General features: G+C 57.3%; 16 protein-coding genes. 9 read left to right on the top strand and 7 right to left on the bottom strand.

Annotated features, from left to right (window positions below; all coding sequences use genetic code 11):
• Positions 1-25: 25 nt before the first annotated feature.
• The 4 genes from fdhF (at position 26) to IAE50_RS12250 (ending at position 7,431) form a co-directional block, all read left to right on the top strand.
• A complete protein-coding gene (gene fdhF / locus IAE50_RS12265; protein ID WP_094192995.1) occupies positions 26-2,173 on the top strand; it encodes a formate dehydrogenase subunit alpha in 2,148 nt (715 codons plus the stop codon).
• 250 nt (positions 2,174-2,423) lie between these two features.
• On the top strand, positions 2,424-3,506 hold the full coding sequence (locus IAE50_RS12260; RefSeq protein ID WP_042712702.1) for a glycoside hydrolase family 105 protein: 1,083 nt from the start codon (positions 2,424-2,426) through the stop codon (positions 3,504-3,506).
• A gap of 28 nt (positions 3,507-3,534) precedes the next feature.
• The gene (locus tag IAE50_RS12255; RefSeq protein WP_200580366.1) at positions 3,535-6,030 is read left to right on the top strand and encodes a hypothetical protein; all 2,496 of its coding nucleotides are present in this window, start codon (positions 3,535-3,537) and stop codon (positions 6,028-6,030) included.
• A gap of 54 nt (positions 6,031-6,084) precedes the next feature.
• Complete coding sequence (locus IAE50_RS12250) at positions 6,085-7,431, top strand: MFS transporter (RefSeq protein ID WP_094192994.1); 1,347 nt, start codon at positions 6,085-6,087, stop codon at positions 7,429-7,431.
• 11 nt (positions 7,432-7,442) lie between these two features.
• Here the strand turns inward: IAE50_RS12250 and IAE50_RS12245 are convergent, their stop codons facing one another.
• Positions 7,443-8,516: a LacI family DNA-binding transcriptional regulator gene (locus tag IAE50_RS12245; protein WP_232045111.1), complete on the bottom strand. Its 1,074-nt coding sequence runs from the start codon at positions 8,514-8,516 to the stop codon at positions 7,443-7,445.
• Between the two features lie 155 nt (positions 8,517-8,671).
• On the bottom strand, positions 8,672-9,985 hold the full coding sequence (gltP, locus tag IAE50_RS12240; protein ID WP_042712698.1) for a glutamate/aspartate:proton symporter GltP: 1,314 nt from the start codon (positions 9,983-9,985) through the stop codon (positions 8,672-8,674).
• Between the two features lie 685 nt (positions 9,986-10,670).
• On the opposite strand from gltP, the gene acs reads away from it, so the two are divergent.
• The 4 genes from acs (at position 10,671) to IAE50_RS12220 (ending at position 16,220) form a co-directional block, all read left to right on the top strand.
• Positions 10,671-12,629 carry an acetate--CoA ligase gene (acs, locus tag IAE50_RS12235; protein WP_200580365.1) on the top strand — a complete coding sequence of 653 codons (1,959 nt, stop codon included), beginning with the start codon at positions 10,671-10,673 and terminating at the stop codon, positions 12,627-12,629.
• 177 nt (positions 12,630-12,806) lie between these two features.
• Positions 12,807-13,118, top strand: coding sequence for a DUF485 domain-containing protein (locus IAE50_RS12230; protein ID WP_054803074.1), 312 nt, complete (start codon positions 12,807-12,809; stop codon positions 13,116-13,118).
• A complete protein-coding gene (gene actP / locus IAE50_RS12225) occupies positions 13,115-14,764 on the top strand; it encodes a cation/acetate symporter ActP (RefSeq protein WP_042712692.1) in 1,650 nt (549 codons plus the stop codon). Before IAE50_RS12230 ends, actP begins: the two co-directional genes overlap by 4 nt.
• A 148-nt stretch (positions 14,765-14,912) precedes the next feature.
• Positions 14,913-16,220 (top strand): Gfo/Idh/MocA family protein, encoded by a 1,308-nt coding sequence (locus IAE50_RS12220; RefSeq protein WP_200580364.1) that lies wholly within the window; start codon positions 14,913-14,915, stop codon positions 16,218-16,220.
• A gap of 226 nt (positions 16,221-16,446) precedes the next feature.
• Here IAE50_RS12220 and IAE50_RS12215 read toward each other — a convergent pair whose 3' ends face one another.
• From IAE50_RS12215 to soxR, 4 genes are all read right to left on the bottom strand, one after another.
• Positions 16,447-18,093, bottom strand: coding sequence for a Na+/H+ antiporter (locus IAE50_RS12215; protein WP_023478511.1), 1,647 nt, complete (start codon positions 18,091-18,093; stop codon positions 16,447-16,449).
• Between the two features lie 134 nt (positions 18,094-18,227).
• Complete coding sequence (gene ghxP / locus IAE50_RS12210; RefSeq protein WP_042712688.1) at positions 18,228-19,577, bottom strand: guanine/hypoxanthine transporter GhxP; 1,350 nt, start codon at positions 19,575-19,577, stop codon at positions 18,228-18,230.
• Between the two features lie 299 nt (positions 19,578-19,876).
• Positions 19,877-20,545 (bottom strand): glutathione S-transferase family protein, encoded by a 669-nt coding sequence (locus tag IAE50_RS12205; RefSeq protein ID WP_200580363.1) that lies wholly within the window; start codon positions 20,543-20,545, stop codon positions 19,877-19,879.
• A gap of 264 nt (positions 20,546-20,809) precedes the next feature.
• On the bottom strand, positions 20,810-21,268 hold the full coding sequence (soxR, locus tag IAE50_RS12200) for a redox-sensitive transcriptional activator SoxR (protein ID WP_076769038.1): 459 nt from the start codon (positions 21,266-21,268) through the stop codon (positions 20,810-20,812).
• Between the two features lie 80 nt (positions 21,269-21,348).
• On the opposite strand from soxR, the gene soxS reads away from it, so the two are divergent.
• Positions 21,349-21,672 carry a superoxide response transcriptional regulator SoxS gene (soxS, locus tag IAE50_RS12195; RefSeq protein WP_042712678.1) on the top strand — a complete coding sequence of 108 codons (324 nt, stop codon included), beginning with the start codon at positions 21,349-21,351 and terminating at the stop codon, positions 21,670-21,672.
• Position 21,673: 1 nt separating this feature from the next.
• Here soxS and IAE50_RS12190 read toward each other — a convergent pair whose 3' ends face one another.
• On the bottom strand, positions 21,674-23,245 hold the full coding sequence (locus IAE50_RS12190) for an EAL domain-containing protein (RefSeq protein ID WP_200580362.1): 1,572 nt from the start codon (positions 23,243-23,245) through the stop codon (positions 21,674-21,676).
• Between the last annotated feature and the right edge of the window lie 162 nt (positions 23,246-23,407).

The following is a 23,407-nucleotide window of genomic DNA, read 5'->3' as shown; positions in this document are numbered from 1 at the left end:
CAATTTTTTAACTGGAGCGAAAGTGATGGAAAAAGTCGTCACGGTTTGCCCGTATTGCGCCTCGGGATGCAAGATTCACCTCGTGGTCGATAACGGCAAAATCGTTCGGGCGGAAGCAGCGCAGGGGAAAACCAACCAGGGAACCCTCTGCCTGAAAGGCTATTACGGCTGGGATTTCATTAACGATACCCAGATCCTGACGCCGCGCCTGAAAACCCCGATGATTCGCCGCCAGCGCGGCGGCAAACTGGAGTCGGTCTCCTGGGAGGAGGCGCTCGATTATGTCGCCAGCCGTCTGAGCGAGATCAAAGCAAAATATGGCCCCGATGCGATCCAGACCACCGGCTCATCGCGCGGCACCGGCAACGAAACCAACTACATCATGCAAAAATTCGCGCGCGCCGTTATTGGTACCAATAACGTTGACTGCTGCGCGCGTGTCTGACACGGCCCCTCGGTTGCAGGTCTGCACCAGTCGGTCGGTAATGGCGCAATGAGTAATGCCATCAATGAAATCGATAACACCGATTTAGTCTTTATCTTTGGGTACAACCCGGCGGATTCGCACCCGATCGTCGCCAATCATGTGATTCGCGCGAAGCAAAACGGGGCGAAAATCATCGTCTGCGATCCGCGTAAAATTGAAACCGCGCGCATCGCCGATCTGCATGTCGCATTGAAAAACGGTTCTAACATTGCCCTGCTGAATGCGATGGGCCATGTGATTATTGAGGAAAAACTCTACGACGAGGCGTTTGTCGCCAGCCGTACTGAAGGGTTCGGGGAGTATCGCAAGATCGTTGAAGGTTATACGCCGGAGTCGGTTGAAGAGGTGACCGGCGTCAGCGCCCAGCAGATTCGCCAGGCCGCGCGCATGTACGCCGGGGCGAAAACCGCCGCCATCCTCTGGGGCATGGGCGTCACCCAGTTCTACCAGGGCGTGGAGACCGTGCGCTCGCTGACCAGCCTGGCGATGCTCACCGGTAACCTTGGCAAAGCGCACGTTGGCGTCAACCCGGTGCGCGGGCAGAATAACGTGCAGGGTGCCTGCGATATGGGCGCGCTGCCGGACACCTTCCCTGGCTACCAGTACGTGAAAGAGGAGGCCCACCGCGAGAAGTTTGCCAAAGCCTGGGGCGTGGAGAGCTTACCGGCACATACCGGCTATCGCATCAGCGAACTGCCGCACCGCGTGGAGCATGGCGAAGTGCGCGCCGCCTACATCATGGGCGAAGATCCGCTGCAAACGGATGCCGAGCTGTCGGCGGTGCGTAAAGCGTTTGAGGGGCTGGAGCTGGTGATTGTGCAGGATATCTTTATGACCAAAACCGCCTCGGCGGCGGATGTCATCCTGCCTTCGACCTCATGGGGCGAACATGAAGGGGTCTACACCGCAGCGGATCGCGGCTTCCAGCGCTTCTTTAAAGCCGTCGAGCCGAAGTGGGATCTGAAAACGGACTGGCAAATCATCAGCGAGATCGCCACCCGCATGGGCTACCCGATGCACTACCGCAACACGCAGGAGATTTGGGACGAGCTGCGTCATTTGTGCCCGGACTTCTATGGTGCCACCTATGAAAAAATGGGTGAGCTGGGCTACATCCAGTGGCCGTGTCGCGATGAGTCAGAGGCCGATCAGGGCACGTCGTATCTGTTTAAAGAGCAGTTCGATACGCCGAATGGCAAGGCGCAGTTCTTCACCTGCGACTGGGTCGCGCCGATGGATAAACTCACCGAGGAGTATCCGATGGTGCTCTCCACCGTGCGCGAAGTGGGCCACTACTCCTGCCGCTCGATGACCGGCAACTGCGCCGCGCTCGCCGCGCTGGCGGATGAACCGGGCTATGCGCAGATCAACACGGCCGACGCCGCAAGGCTGGGCATTGAAGATGAAGCGCTGGTGTGGGTTAACTCGCGCAAAGGCAAAATCATCACCCGCGCGCAGGTCAGCGATCGCCCGAACAAAGGGGCGGTGTATATGACCTACCAGTGGTGGATCGGTGCCTGTAACGAGCTGGTGACGGAGAACTTAAGCCCGATAACCAAAACGCCGGAGTATAAATACTGCGCCGTGCGCATTGAGCCGATCGCCGATCAGCGCGCCGCCGAGCAGTATGTCATTGATGAGTACAGCAAGCTGAAAACCCGGCTACGCGAAAGCGCGATGGGTTAAGAAAAACGGGGGCGAATGCCCCCGTTTTTTTGCTTTTCACCCCCTGCGCGCAAAATTTTTGCGCCCTCCATGAAAAATTAAAACATTATTTCATTAACCTATTGTTTTATCTTCTATTCCTGTAAAGCCCCTCGATTAAGAATTACCGCATGGCTCACAATTCAAAAACGCAAAATTTTTTCGTATTGCGCATTAAAAAATCAAAGTGATTTAATCAACGCATAAAATAATTTTCAGCGTGGGATTAAATATGCAAATGCGCACATTAAGTGATCAATTAAATTTATTATTGCAGGGCTTTACCTCATTAAAAGATGAGGGAAAATTTAATGAGCCAAATCTCGACGGCACGCCGGGGGATTATATTTCCTTTACCAGCTGGGAGTGGCCGCAGGGCGTCGGGTTATTTGGCATGGTCAGGCTGTGGGAATTTACGCGGCGGGATGACATTTATAACCAAATCGACCGCTGGTTTGAGGAGAATATCGCCAAAGGGCTGCCGCCGCTTAATATCAACACCACCGCACCGATGCTGCCGCTGTCGCTCTTCTGGTCTCATCACCGTAACCCGCGCTATCAGCAGGTGCTGGATGCCTGGGCCGATCGCGTGATGAGCGAATTGCCGCGCACGCCGGAGCGCGGCTTTCAACATGTGGTCTCCGACGGCATCAACGAGCAGGAGATCTGGGACGATACGCTGTTTATGGTGGTGCTGTTTCTCGGCCATTACGGCACCGTTTCCGGCCGCCAGGAGCTGGTGGATGAAGCGGTGCGCCAATTCCTGCTCCACGCCCGCTATCTTAACGATCCGCACACCGGGTTGTGGTTTCACGGCTGGAGCTTCGCCGAAAAGAGCAACTTCGCCAATGCCCGCTGGGCGCGCGGTAATGCCTGGATCACCGTCGGCATTCTGGAGTTTATTGAACTTACCGATCTCGGCGGCGGCGTGCGCGACTACCTGCTTGAGTGCCTGAAAGCACAGGTTAACACCCTGCTGGATCTGCAAGCGGAGAGCGGCGCATGGCACACCCTGCTCGATCACCCCGACTCCTATGAAGAGATCTCCGCCACCGCCGGGTTTGGTTATGGTCTGTTAAAAGGCGCACGGCTCGGCATTGGCGATGCACGCTGGAAAGCGGCGGGATTAAAAGCGCTGGCCGCCGTGCAAAATAATATTGATAGCCGCGGCACCGTACACAATGTCTCTTACGGCACGCGCATGGGCAGAACCCTGCAATTTTATAAGGATATTCCCCTACAACCGACGGGCTATGGCCAGGCGCTGGCAATTTTATGCCTCAGCGAAGGTCTGCGTCTGACAGAAAATAAATAAAACAACAGCTCTGTACCTGGAGAAAATAATGACAACGCCGCAAGAGAATTATTGTTATTTTCCACTCGCGATAAATAACGCCGTGCGCTACTGGCAATTATCGCCCATTTCTTCCCTGCCCTATGATGTGGCTGACCAGCCAATGCAGGGCGAAATGGATCCCTTTTTCTTTTTAAGTAAACATAAAAACTTTATTCCCCACACCTACCCGTGCCGCACGGAATTCCAGCGCGATTTCGCTGGCAAAAAGCCGACGCCATTTGGCGAGACCGCAATGACAAGCTGGTGGTTTCCGTTTGGCTCGGATCGCGTCGATCTCTCCGGCTTCTGGTTTCGCCCGACGCGCGTCGGCGCGCTGGCAACAAGTCACTTTGTGGCAGAAGAGCCAGGCGAGCACACCTTTCGCCTGACCACCTGCGGGGCAGCGGTGGTGTCGGTGAACGGTAAAGAGGTGGCGTGGAAGGCGGATTACCAGCGTAACCTCGAGAGCGTATTTGAGTTTACGGTCACGCTTAACGCCGGGTTAAACGAGATTACCGTCTGGTTTGACGATCTGGCCGAGCGCGATATTCGCTTCTTCTTCCAGCTCGACTACTTACAGGGCGCGCCGCTGCAAGTTACACTGCCGACGCCGATCGGTGGCGAGATGACCCGCCATATGGAGCAGCTGCTCGACGGCATCTCCTTTGATCAGGCGACCTATACCTCCGGCCCGGTGCGTCTGCGCTTCCCGCAACCGGCAGCGGAGACCCTGCATCTTGCCATTCGCGTCGTCGGGGATTTTATCTCCTTAGACAGGCCAGTCGAACTTTCGGCAACGCTGGAGAAAGGCGAAACGGAGGTGGAGATTGCGCAGAGCGAAGCGCTGCCCGCCGATTTCCGCAATTTTGTTATCAGTTTAGAGAGAGCAGGCTTTCGCATCACCCGTACGCTGGGGGTGGAGATCTGCCACGCCGAAGAGCAGGCGCAGGTGCCCGCCACCCAACAGGCGCGCATCGACGAAGCGCTGCACTATGTAGCGACCCGGGGCGAATACAGCAGCGTTAAAGCGCTGGCGCGGCTGGCCTGTCATATGAACGACGCGCAGACTCACGCCATGCTTGAAGGGGTGCTGCCCTCGGTCGAAGCGTGTCATGACTGCGCGGATTTCACTCTCGTACCGCTGCTGTGGTGCCGTATCGCCTGGGGCGAGCAGATCGCCGCCGACACGCGGGCGAAAATCGATCATGCGATCCTCAACTTCCGCTACTGGATGGATGAGCCGGGCAATGATGTGCAGTGGTACTTCTCGGAAAACCACGCCCTGCTGTTTCACACCGCCGCCTATCTGGCGGGCAGCTTCTTTGCCGACAGCACCTTTACGCGCAGCGGTCGAAGCGGGCGCGAGCAGGCCGATGCTGGGCGCACGCGCGTGCTGGCATGGCTCGATCATTTCGAGCAGTGCGAAATGGCGGAGTGGAACTCGGCACCCTATTTCCCGATTGATTTAAAAGGGTTAACCGCGCTTGCCGCGCTGGCGGACGATGCTGAAATCATTGCCCGCAGCCAGCGCGCGATTGCCCGTTTATTAGAACAGATTGCGCGTTCCGCCCACCAGGGAACGCTTACCGCCTCGCAGGGGCGCTCCTACGAATACACCTTACGCGCCGGGCGCTCGCTGGAGCTCTCTGCCCTCTCCCGCCTGCTGTGGGGCAAAGGCAACTATGGCTGCCGCTTCCACGCCCTGCCGCAAATTGCGCTGCTGCTGCGCCAGCAAAAACTGTCGCTGGCGCCAGAGCTTGCCGGGGTTGCCGTCTGGCAGGGTGACAGCGCGCTGGAGTGGTGCTTCGCCCAGGGCGCAAACCGCATCGCTCGCCTCTATCACTACAAAACACGCCAGGCGGCGATGGGCTCGATTGCCGGCTATCGCTGGGGCGAATGGGGATATCAGGAGACGCCGATCCACCTGCGCGTCGGCGATCGCCCTGAGGCGCAGATGTGGATCAATCACCCCGGCGAAACCCTGCACGGTGGCTTTGGTCGCCCCTCGTACTGGGGCGGGTGCGGCACGCTGCCGCGCGTGCAGCAATACCGTGGTCTGGCGGTGGTCCTCTTTAACACCCATGACGGACAACCGGACTTTACCCACGCCTGGCTGCCGCAGAGCGCCTTTGATGAGAAGCAGATCGATGCAGCGCGTATTCTGCTGCGCGGTGGTGAAGGCATGGTGCAACTGACCGGCAACCAGCCTTTTGAGGTGGTCGATGGCGGCCCGACCCGCGAGTGCGAAGTGCGCCTCTCCGGGCGTGAAACCTGCTGGCTGATCCGCCTCAATGACGATCCCGCGCTCACCACGCTGGCGCAATTTGCCAGCCACTTTGCCGGTTTGCAGGTTGAAACGCTGGGCGACGGCACGCTGCACGTGTGCGATGCGAATTACGGTGAGGTGCTGTTTTATGCCGACGGACGCGTACAGGCGCAGGGGCGCACACTCGACCCGGCGACGTGGACCGTTGATGGCGAAAGCCGCGAACTCACTCTCTAATCCCTCTGGCGCGTAACGACCCGGCGGGTGACCGTGCGGGTCGGGAGACAGTTTATGGAAACGCAAATTGATAAGGCGCGCAGCCCACAGGCGGCGGCGCAAAACGACGTTAACCCGAATGCGATCCACAACCCCGCCCGGGCGGTGGCGAAGCCAAAAAGCAACTACCGGTGGGTGATCTGCTCCATGCTGGTGTTCGCCACCACGGTCAACTATATGGACCGGCAGATCCTCGGCCTGCTGGCACCGATGCTGCAAAAGGATATCGGCTGGACGCAGATCGAATATAGCTGGCTGGTGAATGCCTTCACCATTGCTTACGGCATCGGTACGCTGGTGTGTGGGCGCATTATCGACAAGCTCGGCACCCGCATCAGCTACGCCATTGCCATGGTGGTGTGGAGCGCCGCCGCCATGCTGCACGCGGTGGTGGGCACCGTGGTCGGCTTTATGATTGTGCGCGTGATTTTGGGGCTGGGTGAAGCGGCTAACTTCCCGGCGGCGATGAAAGTGATCTCCGACTGGTTCCCGAAAAAAGAGCGTACGCTGGCCACCGGTATTCTTGGCGTAGCGGTCAACATTGGCGTGGTGATCTCACCGGCATTAATCCCCTTTATCGCCATTCATTACGGCTGGCACGGCGCGTTTCTGATCCTCGGCGGCGTCGGCTTTGTCTGGCTGATCCCGTGGTTTTTAGCCTTTGGTAAAGCGAGCGATAAAGCCACTCAGGAAGAGCTGACGTGGATCCGCCAGGACAAAGAAGAGGCGGTGAATGTCTCCGCCATCAAATGGACGCAGTTGCTGAAGTATCGCCAGCTGTGGGCGTTTGCCCTTGGCAAGATGCTGACCGACCCGATCTGGTGGTTCTTCCTCTTCTGGCTGCCGAAGTGGCTTAACGAGTCGCGCGGGCTGAATATGGAGGGCTTAGGTTTACCGCTGATCGTGATCTATCTGTTTGCGATTGTCGGCAGTCTTGGCGCGGGCTGGTTGCCGGGCAAGCTGATGAATATGGGTTTTAGCGCGGCGAAAGCACGTAAAACCACGATGCTGATTTGCGCCTGCCTGGTGACGCCGATTTTTGCCGCCACCCAGGTCGATAATCTGTGGGCAGCGGTGGCGCTGGTCGGTCTGGCGGCGGCTGCGCATCAGGGCTGGTCGGCGAATATTTTGACCTCGGTCTCCGATCTCTTCCCTAACGCGGCGGTCGGTTCAGTAGTCGGGATTGGCAGCACCTTCGGCATGATCGGCAGCGTGATTTTCTCAACGGTTATTGGTGCCGTGCTGGAGTCATCAGGTAATTACTGGGCGCTGTTTGCCATTAGCTCTGTCGCCTATCTGGTTGCCTGGGGCGTGATGTACCTGCTGTTGGTGCCAAAAATGGAGCGGGCGAAATTCGATTAACCCGCTCGTGCTTAAAACGGGGACGCTTCGTCGCCCCGTTTTGCTACCGACTGACGCTCGACCATCGTGCAGGCCAGCTCAATCCGCCGCGGGGTTTCAACGCTACCGGCAATCATATCCTGCAATAGCTCGAGCGCGAGGGTGCCCATCTCCTGCACCGGCAGATGCACCGTGGTCAGCGCCGGGGAAGCAAACTCCGCCTGCGGCAGATCGTTCATGCCGACCACCGACACCGCCTCCGGCACGCCGATGCCCAATTTTGTCAGCCCCTGCATCGCCCCCAGCGCCAGCGAATCATTGGCGCACAAAATCGCGGTATGCGGGTGTTTCCCCTTCGCAAACCACGCCATCACCGCCTGCTCGGCCAGCTCCGGCAGCCAGTCGGTCACCGTAAGAATATCGCCCTCGTCGCAGGAGAGGTGCGCATCACGCATCGCTTCCCGCCACCCCTCTTCCCGCTGCGCAATGGTGCGTCGGCCTGGATGGGTAAGAAACAGAATATGCTGGTGCCCGTGGGCAATCAGATAGTCGCAGGCCATGCGCGTGGCAGAGCGGTTGCAGGGCAGCACGCTGGAGAGGCGCATCAGCGGATCTTCGCTGTTAACCAGCACTGCCGGTTTGCGCAGCCCGGCCACGGCGGTGAGAAAACCGGGGTCATCCACCGTTAATGCCAGCACGCCGCCGATGTCGGGTTCGCTCAGCAGCGCGTGCAAGGCGGGGTCATCCTGGCCGCTCAGAGCATGCGTCGTTAGCTCGACGCCGAGCACTTTTGCCCGCTCTTTTAACCCCTGCAACACATACCAGCTGAACTGATAGCGGTTGTAATCGAGCATTGCCGCCTGCGACACCGCCAGCACAATACGCGTGCCGCCAATCTCCTGGGCCGGTGTGTAACGCATGGCGCGAGCGACCTCCTGGATGCGGGCGCGCAGCGTCTCGCTTACCCCCTTCTCGCCCGAGAGCGCGCGCGAAACGGTGCTGAGCGAGGTGCCGCAACGGGTCGCGATATCGTCCAGCCGTACGCGGCGCAAGGCCGCACCGCTCTGATCATCATCCGCTTTACGCGAAACCATAATTGCGTTCATCCTTCTGCCGGTTCGAAGGCATCAGCATGGCATTTACATAAAGGGTGTCAATGAGTTGGAGAGAGGGAGGTGGAGAAATGAGAGGCGTGTCGTTTTCGCGATAGCAAAGAGGAGAAACACTCCCCGGCACGCTTGAGCCGGGGAGCCTGCGCCGGTTACTGTCCGGCGGTTTTATCAAATTTGCCCAGCATTTCGCGCTCGTAGGCCTGCGCTTTTTTGCGGTCAAACTGGTGTTCCCACTTGGCGATCACCAGCACCGCCAGCGCGTTGCCGACCACGTTCAGCGCGGTACGCGCCATATCGAGGATACGGTCAACACCGGCGATAAACGCCAGCCCTTCCAGCGGAATACCGACGCTGCCAAGGGTTGCCAGCAGCACGACAAACGACACGCCCGGCACACCGGCGATACCTTTCGAGGTCACCATCAGCGTCAGCACGAGGACGATCTCCTGCCACAGAGTGAGGTCGATACCATAAAGCTGGGCGATAAAGATTGCCGCGATGCTCTGGTAAAGCGTCGAGCCGTCGAGGTTAAAGGAGTAACCGGTCGGCACCACGAAACTGGTGATCGACGGCGGCGCGCCGTAGGCTTCCATCTTTTCGATAATGCGCGGCAGCACGCTTTCCGAACTGGCGGTGGAGTAAGCCAGAATCAGCTCATCCTTCAGGATGCGGATTAAGGTCCAGACGCTCAGCCCGCAGACGCGCGCCACCAGGCCCAATACCACCAGCGCAAAGAAGATAATCGCGACATAAACGAGGATCACCAGCTTCGCCAGCGGCCAGAGCGAGGCGAAACCAAAGTTGGCGACCGTCACCGAAATCAGCGCGAAGACGCCGACCGGCGCGTAACGCATCACCATATGGGTGACTTTAAACATGGTTTCGGAAATGGAGCGGAAGACGGTTACCAGCGGTTCGCGGTGCGTTGCCGGCAACGACGAGAGCCCCAGGCCAAACAGCACCGAGAAGAAGATGATCGGCAGCATGTCGCCTTTCGCCATCGACGCGATGATGTTGGTCGGCACCAGCGACAGGATGGTTCCCATCAGACCGTGAGCGTGGCTCTGCACGTCCGCAGTGGTGCTTTGGTATTTCGAAATATCCACCGTGGCCAGCTGCGACATATCAATGCCCGCGCCCGGCTGGAAGACGTTGGCCAGCGTAATGCCGAGCACAATCGCAACCGTAGTGATCACTTCGAAATAGATAATGGTTTTCGCGCCAATTCGACCAAGCTGCTTCGCGTCGCCAACACCTGCAATACCCACCACCAGCGTGGAGATCACAATCGGCACCACGATCATTTTGATCAGATGAATAAAGATATCGCCCGCCGGAGACAGGAAATTCGCAATCAGCCATTCACGGCTGTCGCTCTGGTAATGCAAGTAACTACCCAGAAGAATACCCAGCACCAGAGCCAGCAATATCTGCCAGGCCAGGCTGATTTTCATATTTTTCATCACTACAGACATCCTCAATGAAGCGCCATTCCATGCACAGGAACGACACATACTGAAAGGGTATGATTTGCGTTGCACGGTATTGCGGGGGTTTTTAACGCGCATTATCAGTACCATTTGCAAGGTGTAACGCGCAACCCTATAGCGGGAGGGGGTTTGACTGATTTTTTAAGGAAAAACCGTCTTTTATTCCAGTTATGAAAAATAACTACTTGTTATAAAAAACTTTTCACTCTGCGTAATTCCAATATTTAACTTTGGAAATTAATACACTGAAATTGTTCGGTTGCGCACTTTTTAATCATCAGAAATGTCGTACAACCGATCCCACACCGAAATTTCCACTACGATTTTCTATTTAAAGAGTGAATAATCCATGACAAAAATTATTAAGAGGCTATTTGTTCAGTGGTTTATTTTCAGGTGCTTACGCTTGTTCACCTTTTATCCAGCGAATAGCAGAGTAATCAAATCGCCTTATTCCATAACGTACTGTTATGAAGGAAATTTCTCTCTCCGCATGCTTTTTAGCACCTTTCAGGCGCGGCACAAACGGTTTTGCCAATTTGCAGTTGCGTTGCCTAATGCGTGATCTATCGCGCAAATAATAAACAAAGCAGGCAAAGGCCCTACAATTAACGTTCTTGTGACATATTATTAACATCTTACAAGGAGAGCAACCGCCATGAGCCAAATACATAAACACGATATTCCCGCGAACATTGCGGAGCGTTGCCTGATCGATCCACAGCAGTATGAAGCCAAATATCAGCAGTCCGTTAGCGACCCGGAGACCTTCTGGGGCGAAGAGGGCAAAATCCTCGACTGGATTAAACCCTACACCACCGTTAAGAACACCTCTTTCGCGCCCGGCAATATCTCCATCAACTGGTATCAGGATGGCACCCTGAACCTGGCCGCGAACTGTCTCGATCGCCATCTCGCCGAGCGCGGCGACCAGCCGGCGATTATCTGGGAAGGCGATGACGCCAGCCAGAGCAAAACCATTACCTACCGCGAACTGCACCGCGATGTCTGCCGCTTTGCCAATGTGCTGGTGGATCTGGGCATTAAAAAAGGCGATGTGGTGGCGATCTATATGCCGATGGTGCCGGAAGCGGCGGTGGCGATGCTCGCCTGCGCGCGTATTGGCGCGGTTCACTCGGTGATTTTTGGCGGTTTCTCGCCGGAGGCGGTTGCCGGACGCATTATCGACTCCAGCTCGCGCTTAGTGATCACCGCCGATGAGGGCGTCCGCGCCGGGCGCGCCATCCCGCTGAAGAAGAACGTCGATGACGCGCTGAAAAACCCCAACGTGAAGAGCGTTGAGCATGTGGTGGTGTTTAAGCGCACCGGCGGCAATATCGAGTGGCACGAAGGGCGCGATCTCTGGTGGAGCGATTTAACGGCGAATGCCCGCGATGAGCATCAGCCTGTGGAAGTGGGCGCGGAAGATCCGCTCTTTATCCTCTACACCTCCGGTTCAACCGGCAAACCGAAAGGGGTGCTGCACACTACCGGCGGCTATCTGGTGTATGCCGCAACCACCTTTAAATATGTCTTTGATTACCATCCGGGCGACGTCTACTGGTGTACGGCGGATGTCGGCTGGGTAACGGGCCACAGCTATCTGCTCTACGGCCCGCTGGCCTGCGGTGCCATCACGCTGATGTTTGAAGGGGTGCCGAACTGGCCGACTCCGGCGCGTATGAGCCAGGTGGTGGATAAGCATAAGGTCAATATCCTCTACACCGCGCCGACGGCGATCCGCGCCCTGATGGCGGAAGGGGATAAAGCAATCACCGGCACCGACCGCTCTTCGCTGCGTATTTTGGGTTCCGTCGGCGAGCCGATTAACCCGGAAGCCTGGGAGTGGTACTGGTCGAAAATCGGTAACGGCAAATGCCCGGTGATGGATACCTGGTGGCAGACGGAAACCGGCGGTTTTATGATCACCCCGCTGCCCGGCGCAACCCGGTTGAAGGCCGGTTCCGCCACGCGCCCCTTCTTTGGCGTGCAGCCTGCGCTGGTCGATAACGAAGGTAACGCGCTTGAGGGCGCGACCGAAGGCAACCTGGTGATCACCGACTCGTGGCCGGGCCAGGCGCGGACGCTGTTTGGCGATCACGATCGCTTCGAGCAAACCTACTTCTCCACCTTTAAAAATATGTACTTCAGCGGCGACGGCGCGCGCCGGGATGAGGATGGCTACTACTGGATCACCGGGCGCGTGGACGATGTGCTCAACGTATCCGGCCACCGTCTCGGCACGGCAGAGATTGAGTCGGCGCTGGTGTCGCACCCGAAAATCGCCGAAGCGGCGGTGGTCGGTATTCCGCACAATATCAAAGGCCAGGCGATCTACGCTTACGTGACGCTCAACCACGGTGAAGAGCCGTCGCCGGAGCTCTATACCGATGTGCGTAACTGGGTGCGTAAAGAGATTGGCCCGCTGGCGACGCCGGATGTGCTGCACTGGACCGACTCGCTGCCGAAAACCCGCTCCGGCAAAATCATGCGCCGCATTTTGCGCAAGATTGCCGCTGGCGATACCAGCAACCTCGGCGATACCTCAACCCTCGCCGATCCGGGCGTAGTGGAGAAACTGCTCGAAGAGAAGCAGTCCATTACGATGCCGTCGTAACCCTGGGCCGGATGCGCTGGACGTCGTTATCCGGCTGGCTTTGAAGATAACCATTACGCCGGATGGCGGCTGACGCTTTATCCGGCCTACATAAGCCCCTGCGGGTGGTAGGCCGGATAAGAGGCGTTGCGTCGCCATCCGGCAAAGAAAGCCCCTATAAACCTCTGGAGACCTGCGATGAACGACCTTTATCAGCAGATAGAAAACAGTGCGCATTTCAGGGAGTTAGTTGAAAAACGGCAACGGTTTGCCTTTCTTTTATCCATCATCATGCTGATTATCTACGTCGGCTTTATCATGCTTATCGCTTTTGCCCCGCACTGGCTCGGCACGCCGCTGCATGCGGGCACCACCGTCACGCGCGGTATCCCGATTGGTATCGGCGTGATTTTGATTTCGTTCGTGCTGACGGCGGTCTATGTCTGGCGCGCCAACAGTGAGTTTGAACGGTTGACCCGGGCGGTACTGAGCGAGGTAAAAGCGCCATGAAGAGAGTCCTGACGGCGCTTGCCGCCACACTTCCGCTCGCGGCAAATGCCGCTGATGCCATCACCGGCGCGGTGCAGCGCCAGCCAACCAACTGGCAGGCGATTATCATGTTCCTGATTTTCGTCGTGCTGACCCTCTATATCACCTACTGGGCGTCCAAACGCGTCCGCTCGCGCAACGATTACTATACGGCGGGCGGCAATATCACCGGTTTCCAGAACGGGCTGGCGATTGCCGGTGACTTTATGTCTGCCGCCTCGTTTCTTGGCATTTCGGCGCTGGTCTACACCTCCGGCTACGACGGGCTGATCTACTCCCTCGGCTTCCTCGTCGGCTGGCCGATCATCCTCTTCCTGATTGCCGAACGGCTGCGCAACCTCGGGCGCTACACCTTTGCCGATGTCGCCTCCTATCGCCTGAAGCAGGGACCTATTCGTATTCTCTCTGCCTGCGGTTCGCTGGTGGTGGTGGCGCTCTATCTCATCGCGCAGATGGTCGGCGCGGGCAAGCTTATCCAGCTGCTGTTCGGCCTGAATTACCACATCGCGGTAGTGCTGGTCGGCGTGCTGATGGTGATGTATGTGCTGTTCGGCGGCATGCTCGCCACCACCTGGGTGCAGATCATCAAAGCCGTGCTGCTGCTGTTCGGTGCCAGCTTTATGGCCTTTATGGTGATGAAACATGTCGGCTTCAGCTTCAATAACCTGTTTAGCGAAGCGATGGCGGTGCACCCGAAAGGCGAGGCGATCATGAGCCCAGGCGGGCTGGTGAAAGATCCAATTTCGGCGCTGTCATTAGGCCTTGGACTAATGTTCGGTACTGCCGGTTTACCGCATATTTTGATGCGCTTCTTTACCGTCAGCGATGCGCGGGAAGCGCGTAAAAGCGTGCTCTACGCCACCGGCTTTATGGGCTACTTCTACATCCTGACCTTTATCATCGGTTTTGGTGCCATCATGCTGGTCGGCGCGAACCCGGCGTTTAAAGATGCGGCGGGCGCGCTGATTGGCGGCAACAACATGGCGGCGGTGCACCTCGCCGATGCCGTGGGTGGCAACCTGTTCCTCGGCTTTATCTCCGCCGTCGCCTTCGCCACCATTCTGGCGGTGGTCGCAGGCCTGACGCTGGCGGGCGCTTCGGCGGTGTCGCACGATCTCTACGCCAACGTCTTCCGCAAAGGGGCGACGGAGCGCCAGGAGCTGCGGGTGTCGAAAATCACCGTGCTGATCCTCGGCGTGGTGGCTATCCTGCTGGGGATCCTGTTCGAGAATCAGAACATCGCCTTTATGGTGGGGCTGGCCTTCTCTATCGCCGCAAGCTGTAACTTCCCGATTATCTTGCTGTCGATGTACTGGTCGAAACTGACCACCCGCGGGGCGATGATTGGCGGCTGGCTCGGCCTGCTGACGGCGGTGATTTTGATGGTGCTTGGCCCGACTATTTGGGTGCAGATCCTCGGCCATGCCGCACCGGTCTTCCCGTATGAATACCCGGCGCTCTTCTCCATTGCCGTGGCCTTTATCGGCATCTGGGTCTTCTCGGCGACCGACAATACCGACGCGGGCAAACGCGAGCGCGAGCTGTTCCGCGCCCAGTTTATCCGTTCACAAACCGGCGTCGGTATCGAGCAGGGCCGCGCGCACTAACCTCCCCCTACTCCCCGGCCACTTTTGGCCGGGGATCACACTTTCCCCTCTCTGCCATAGGCATATTTCGCCATCGCGCTACAGTAACCTCAACGAATTGAAACAACGTTCCATTAATTCAGCAAATCAATTCATAAGAGAGGATGCGATGAAGAGCTATGCGTTAGTGGGCACGGGCGGGCGTGCCGGTTTGTATATTTCCGCCATTGGCGGCCAGTGGAGAGAGAATGCCCGCATGGTGGCGTTCTGCGATACCAACCAGACGCGGATGGATTACGCCAACCAGCTATTAATGCAGGAAGGCGCGGCCTCCGTTCCCACCTGGCTTGCGGCGCAGTTTGAGGCGATGATCCGCGAAACGCAGCCCGATACGATTATCGTCACCACCATGGACAGAACCCACGATGACTATATCGTGCGTGCTCTGCGCGCAGGCTGTGATGTGATCACCGAAAAACCGATGACCATCGACGAGACGCGCGCGTTGCGTATTCTCGATGCTATTGAAGAGACCGGCAAAACCGTGCGCGTCGCCTTCAACTATCGCTATGCGCCGCACCACAGCAAAGTGCGCGAACTGCTGATGAATAACACCATCGGCGAGGTCTACTCGGTGCATTTTGAGTGGCTGCTCAATACCGAACATGGCGCGGACTACTTCCGCCGCTGGCACCGGGAGAAGCGCAACAGCGGCGGCCTGCTGGTGCATAAATCGACTCACCATTTCGATCTGATGAACTTCTGGCTCGATAGCTTCCCGCTGCGGGTGTATGCCGAGGGCGGCCTGCGCTTCTACGGCAAAGAGAATGCCGAGAAGCGCGGCGTGACGCACTTCTACCCGCGCGCGCACGGCTATGCCGCGGCCCAGGACGATCCGTTTGCCCTGCATATGGCGGATAACCCGCAGTTAAAAGCGCTCTATCTTGATGCGGAACATGAGGATAACTACTGGCGCGATCAGAGCGTGTTTAGCGACGGCATCACCATTGAGGATACGATGTCGGTGCTGGTGAAGTACCAGAATCAGTGCCAGCTGACCTACTCGCTGAATACCTATCTGCCGTGGGAAGGGCTGAACGTGGTGTTCAACGGCAGCCTCGGGCGGCTGGAGATGAAAATCGTCGAGAAATCCTATGTGAATGCGGGCGGCGAGCGCGCCAATGAGGGGAGCCTGACGTCGTGTGATATTACCGTTTTCCCGATGTTTGCCGCGCCGTGGAAAGCGGAGTTTACCCTCGGCGAAGGCGGGCACGGCGGCGGGGATAACGCGATGCTGGCGGATCTGTTTGGCACACCGGGTCACGACCCGCTGCAACGGGCAGCCGATCACCGCGCGGGGGCGATGTCGATATTGACCGGCATTGCGGGCAATATCTCCCTCCAGCAGCAGCGGCCGGTCAATTTCAACGAGTTTGAGTTGGTCGCGCGGTTGAAGAAGGCGGCGCACCACGCATAAAGAGAGGCATCGAAGCCGTTGAATGCCTGATGGCGCTACGCTTATCAGGCCTACGGGTTGGCATCATGCCTGCGGTTTTGATGGCGCTGCGCTTATCAGGCCTACGGGTTGGCATCATGCCTACGGTTTTGATGGCGCTACGCTTACCAGGCCTACGGGTTGGCATCATGCCCACGGTTTTGTAGGCCGGATAAGGCGCAGCCGCCATCCGGCATTGCTGTCGTGCTTACTTGTTCTCGATCAGCAGCGCTTCCAGCAGATCGAGGTCGTGCAGCATCTTTTGCAGCGTCTCGTTACTGATCTGGCGGGTGGCGCGCAGATGGTAAAGCTCGGCGCGCTCCGAGCGCAGCGCCGCCAGGCGGAAGCGGCGTTCGAGGTTCTCTTCCTGCAACGTGTTTTCCACATCATTGCGACCATCGGCACGGCGGCGCAGGTTACCAATCACCCGCGAGCTCACCTCCGTCAGCAGCTGGGTATCGATATTCTCTTCGGTATCCGCTGCCAGGCGCTCCTCCATCTTCTGGATCGCCACAATCGCCACATCGGCGGTCGCCGCGCGCGCCATGCGCTCCTCTTTCTGCTGCTGGGCGTGGTCACGCACTTCGATGCGCTGCAACAGCATCGGCAGGGCAATCACGCCGACAAAGAGTGAAAAGAGGATCACCCCGGCGGCGAGGAACACCAGCTCATAGCGCGCCGGGAAGACATCGCCGGTCGGCAACAAAAGCGGAATCGAGAGCACACCGGCGAGGGTAATCGCCCCGCGCACACCGGCAAAGGTGGCAATCAACAGCTCGCGGGTGCTCCATGCGCCAAACTCCATCGGCTTGTTGGTCAGGAAGCGACGGCTGAAGTTCTTCATCACCCACAGCCAGCCAAAACGCACCAGCATCAGCGCGGCGTAAATCAGCAGGATATCGGTAAACAGCATCCATGTTTCAACGTTCGGATCGGCTTCTGCCGCCACCAGCGAGGACTCCAGGATGCCCGGCAGTTGCAGGCCCAACAGCAGGAACACCATGCCGTTAAAGACAAACTCCAGCATCGACCAGGTGCTGTTTGCGCGCAGGCGCATCGCCAGCGGCGCGCTGCGCATCACGCCGGAGCGGGTGATGGTCATCCCGGCAGCGACGGCGGCAAGAATGCCGGAGAAGCCGATATGCTCGGCAATCAGGTAAGAGGCGAACGGCAGCAGGAACAGCAGCACGATTTGCGTGGCCGGTTCGTCCCCGCCCCAGCGGCTGAGGAAACGCAGCGAACGGCCATAGAGCCAGCTGACGGCGAAACCGGCCAGCAGGCCGCCAATCGCCACTTTGAAGAACTCGACCGTGGCGCCGCCGACGGTAAAGACCATCGTGCCCATTGCCACGGCGACGGCGAACTTCAGCGACACCAGGCCGGAGGCGTCATTCATCAGCGCCTCACCCTGCAGGATGCCCATGATCTTTTTCGGGATGCGCCCTTCCCCGACGATGCCAGAGAGCGCCACCGCATCGGTTGGCGACAGCACCGCGGCCAGCGCAAAGGCGGGCACCAGCGGAATACCTGGCACCATCCAGTAAATTAAGAAGCCGATACCCACCACGGTGACCAGCACCAGCGCCAGCGCGAGACCAAATATCTCGCGCCCGTGCTCAAGGAATTCGCGCGTCGGCGTTTTCCAGCCGTCGGCAAAGAGCAGCGGCGGAATAAACAGCACGAGGAAGAGTTCCGGGTCGAACTCAACGTGCAAACCGAAGGTCGGTAAGGCGAGTAACGCGCCGATGGCAATCTGCATCAGCGGTAAGGGGATTTGAAACGGCAGAACTCGAGTGATAACACCGGAGAGCGATACCACAAGGGTCATGATGAGAATGGTAAAGAAGATTTCCATGCGTTCCCTGTTTGCAGTGTGTTGTTATACCCGCATCAGACCTGAGACGGGGCCTTTCAGCTTAACGCAAAGCAACCGGGCTGTGGGCAAAAAAATGGGCAACCGAAGTTGCCCATTGTCCGAATGTTTAATGATTAGATAGCCCAGCCGCCGGCATAGAACGCGACCAGCGCGATGGCGATCACTACGGTGCCGATGTTCAGCTTGCGCCATTCACCGGATACTACGCGGCCAATCACCAGCGAGGCGAAGCCGATCATAATGCCGGTCACGATATTACAGGTGAGCACGATAAACACCGCGGTGATGAGGCCCGACATGGCGTCAACGAAGTCGGCGAAGTCGATTTTCGCCACGTTGCTCAGCATCAGCAGGCCAACATACATCAGCGCTGGCGCGGTGGCGTAAGCCGGCACCAGGTAGGAGAGCGGAGAGAGGAACAGGATCAGCATAAACAGCACGCCGACGGTGATCGCCGTCAGGCCGGTTTTGCCGCCCGCTGCGGTGCCCGCCGCCGATTCGATATAGACCGCAGCCGGTGCCGCGCCAACCAGGCCAGAGAAGACGCTGCTCAGGGAGTCGGTGGTCAGCGCTTTGCCGCCATCGATAATCTGCCCATCTTTATCCAGCAGGTTCGCCTGGCCTGCGACCGCGCGGATGGTGCCGGTGGCGTCAAACACCGCCGTCATCACCAGCGCCAGCACGCTTGGCAGCACCACCGGGTTGAGCGCGCCCATAATATCGAGGCTGCCAATCAGCGAGTTGCCTTTGTCATCGCTCAGGGATGGCATGGCGAAAATACCGGAGAAGTGCACGGTCGGGTCGAAAATCAGGCCAACGACGGAGATGCCGATAATGGTCAGCAGAATGCCGCCCGGCACTTTCAACTTCTCCAGACCGATAATCACCGCCAGACCGATCAGCGACATGATCACCGGGAAGCTGGCGAAGTGACCAAGGGCAACCGGCAGACCGTCAATCGGGTTTTTGACCACAAGGCCGACGCCGTTGGCGGCGATCAGCAGCAGAAACAGGCCGATACCAATACCGGTGCCGTGCGCAACGCCCTGCGGCAGGTTACGCAAAATCCAGCTGCGAATGCCGGTGGCGGAGATAACGGTAAACAGCACACCCATCAGGAACACCGCGCCGAGTGCGACCGGGACGCTGATCTGCTGCCCCAGCACCAGGCTGAAGGCGGTAAAGGCGGTAAGTGAAATCGCACAACCGATGGCCAGCGGCAGGTTGGCCCACAGCCCCATCACGATGGAGCCGACACCGGCAACCAGACAGGTGGCAACGAAGACGGCAGCCGGCGGGAAACCGGCTTTGCCCAGCATACCGGGCACCACGATGACGGAGTAAACCATCGCCAGGAAGGTGGTTAAACCGGCCACAATCTCCTGACGAACGGTGCTGCCACGGGCAGAAATTTTGAACAGTGCGTCAAGCGAACTGCCGGTACGCGCAGATGGCGTAGACATAGATACATCCCCTGAGAATTTTATTGTGCGTTGGCATGCGTGGTGGACAGTCCACTGCCGGTCAAACGTCTTCTCCCTGTGCTGCGTTGTGACAAGGGGTCACAAAAAAGCAAACGTTTAACTCCGCGCATCCAACGGGTGGTCAAAAAAAGGCAAACGATTATCCAGCGTTTAGACGCCGCTTTTCAACCAAACTTTGCCGCTTTCTGCCAAATATCGCCGAAAGCGGCTAAGAACTGCCCGTCGGATGCGCAAACGTTATCGTCGATGCGCAACTTTGCAACATTCTACGAACATTCTCACTCGCCGGGCAGCGAGAAGGGGCCGCCCTGTTCAATGGCGCGTTTCCAGGTGGGGCGCATTTCGACGCGTTTTTTCCACGCCTGCAAATTGGGCAGATTCTCAATACCGCCGCGCGACAGCAACGCGAACACCGGGAAGCTCATCTGCACATCCGCCATGCTCAGTTCATCACCGGCAAACCACGGGCGGTGCGCCAGCTCCCCTTCTATAAAGCGCGCGTGGGTCTCAAGCTGCTTATTCAAAAAAGCATTCTCGATCCCTTTCCCGATAAGCTTACCGACGCTGCGCACACCGAACGGCACCGGCGGTTTGCCAAGTTGTCCCACCACCAGCTTCATTAATAGCAGCGGCATCAGCGAGCCTTCCGCGTAGTGCAGCCAGAAGCGGTAATCGATCTTCTGCTGTGCATCGTGCGGCTTAAAGCGCTGCTCGGTGTCGTAGGTCTCTTGCAGATATTCGAGGATCGCCCCCGATTCGGCGAGGATAAAGCCGTTATCTTCCACTACCGGCGATTTTCCCAACGGGTGAATCTTTTTCAGCTCGTCCGGTGCCAGCATATTTTTCTGCCGCTCATAACGCACGATATTGTAGGGAACGCCCAACTCTTCCAGCGCCCAGAGGATGCGCTGCGAGCGCGATTTATTCAGATGGTGCACTGTAAGCATGACTCTCTCCCGCGTTTATATTCGTTTTAACTATAGAGAAGCACGGGCAAAGCGCCGAAAAAATCATAATGAAAGTGCTTAAAAAACGAGCAGGGAGGCGATGAGCATCTATACTTATTTTGTCAGCACAAACCGGAACCTTACTCGCTACACAAGGGGTGTTGATGTCGGGGGAAACCCTCCCGTTTCGATGCGGGATAGAGCGAAAGACAATGACCGGAAAACGACTAAAGCGCCCCAGCGGGCGCTTTAGTTTTTTTAGCGTCACTCATCTTCCAGCAACCGCGCGCCAGGCCCCTGCTTGCCCAGCGTATCGCCAGGGTTGCGTAACGGACAGTCGCTGCGCGACAGGCAGCCGCAGCCGATGCAGCCATCCAGTTCGTCGCGCAGTGCCACCAGCGTGTGGATACGTCTGTCCAGCTCTTCACGCCACTGGGAAGAGAGCGCTTTCCACTCTTTTTTACTCAGCGTGTGCCCTTCCGGCAGCACGCCAAAGGCCTCGCCAATGGTCGCCAGCGGGATGCCGATACGCTGCGCGATTTTGATAATCGCCACATGGCGCAACACATCGCGCTGATAACGCCGCTGATTACCGGCATTGCGCGAACTTTTTATCAGCCCTTTGCTTTCATAAAAGTGCAGCGTTGAGACGGCGACCCCGCTGCGCTTCGCCACTTCACCGGGGCTGAGAAGGGCTTTGATTCGCGGCGTTTTCTTTTCCATAAAACCTCTTTACCTCAAGTTAACTTGAGGAATTATACTCGCCCGCAGACAAAACGACGAATCGGGAAAGAGGAAGCTTTATGTCCCATCAGCAGATTATTCAGACCTTGATTGAATGGATTGATGAACATATCGACCAACCAATGAACATTGATGTTGTCGCCAGAAAGTCAGGCTATTCAAAGTGGTACTTACAGAGGATGTTCCGCACCGTGATGCATCAGACGCTTGGAGAGTACATTCGTCAGCGCCGTCTGCTGCTGGCCGCCGAAGCGCTGCGCACCACTAAACGGCCGATTTTTGATATTGCGATGGATTTGGGTTATGTCTCGCAGCAGACTTTTTCGCGCGTCTTCCGCCGCGAGTTTGATCGTACGCCGAGCGACTATCGCCACCAGGCGTAACTCACTTTAGCGAAGGCGGTTGCTGCACCCAGCGTTTAAACTCCTGCGGCGGCAGCGCCTTCGCAAAGTGCCACCCCTGGCAAAACTGCACGCCGCGCTTAAGCAGCCAGGCGACCTGCTCTGCCGTCTCCACCCCTTCCGCAATGATCTTCAGCCGCAAACTCTGCGCCATATCAATAATATGTTCCGCAATTAAGTGGCTGGTGCTGTTCGTGGAGAGCGTGTCGATAAAGGATTTGTCGATCTTCAGGATATCGACGTTGAGCGAGTAGAGATTGTGCAGGTTGGAGTAGCCGGTGCCGAAATCATCGATCGCCACCTCATACCCCGCCTGGCGAAACGCCTGGATCACCGGCGTGGTTTTTGGCACATCGATAAAGCCGCGCTCGGTCACTTCAATTTTGATCTGCTCGGCGCGCACCGCATAGTCGCGCGCTTTGTTGGCAATCAGCGAAATTAAGCGCGACGAGTGGAAGTCAGAAGCCGACAGGTTGATGGAAATATAGAGATTCGGCACCACCGCCAGAAAATCCCCTAAATCATTGAACACCTCATCGACGACATAATCCGTCACGCGCTCAATCATGCCCTCTTTTTCCGCCAGCGGAATAAACTCCGTCGGGCTCATCACCTGGCCGTTAAAACCTGGCCAGCGCAATAGCGCCTCGGCGCCAACGCAGGTGCCGTTTTTAATATCAATAATAGGTTGGTAATGAAGGCGAAGCTGACGACGGGTTAAAGCGCGGTGGAGCCTGCGGCGTGGTGAGGTAATTTCCCGCCGTGTTCGCGTCCAGATAAAAAAGATTAGCGCGCTACAGACCATCCCTAACGGCAGCGTAAAGACCGCCTGCCGGTAAAGGGAGTGGAAATAGTTTTCGCGCGACGTCGAAACAATAATGGCGATCGGCCGGGATGGTGCATACGCAATGGTATAAAAGCGATCGCCCAGTAAGAAGGAGCTATCCCGGCGGTGGATTAACGATGCAAAGGTCTTCAGGCGGGCGTTCTTACTGAGCGAGAAAAAGCCGCCGGAGCGCGTATCGTAAACGCCATACGCTAAACGCGGATCGTCCGATGTCACATCGCTATAGGTCAGCGGGTTAATCACCGCGACATAATTTCCCCGCTGCACATAGACCATTTTATAACCGGCATAAAAAGGGGTATCGCGATAGTAATAGAGCGCCGTGCCATGCTTCCCTTCATAATCCGCTGGTGAAATAGCATACGATTGCGCGGGCGTAACGGCGCTTGAACATAAAAAGTGGTTGCCCTGGGCATAAATAAGATCGGCAACATACTGGCTGCCATGCACAATATTAAGCATCACGTCGCGATGCTGCGGCGTACACGGCGTGCCGCGATAGTTTTCCGCCGCGCGGCGTACGCTATCTGCCTGCTGGATAACAAGATCGGTTTTATTCAACGCCTGGCGGGCAAATGCGCGCAGGTGCGTGCGCGTCTCTTTTACGGCATGGATATGCGCAAACCATAGCGAGATCATTACCGGGATAAGAACCACCAGTATCATTCCGCTAATTCTGAGCATTTTATGAGGCACACTGAGCTTCATGTCCGCCGAAATCCATGCATTTTATGTGCCTTTTATATTGTTGGGCAGGAGGCTTTTAGAAACAGGTGATTACGTTGCATCAAACCCTGATCATTAGCAACTGACTTTTCTCTTCCGGATCCTGATATTTAACGATGCTGAGAATATTCCACCGTAAGGTAA

The organism is Kosakonia sp. S42 (genome assembly GCF_016624785.1).
Taxonomy (GTDB): Bacteria; Pseudomonadota; Gammaproteobacteria; order Enterobacterales; family Enterobacteriaceae; genus Kosakonia; species Kosakonia cowanii.
This window is presented reverse-complemented; position numbering and strand designations above follow the sequence as displayed.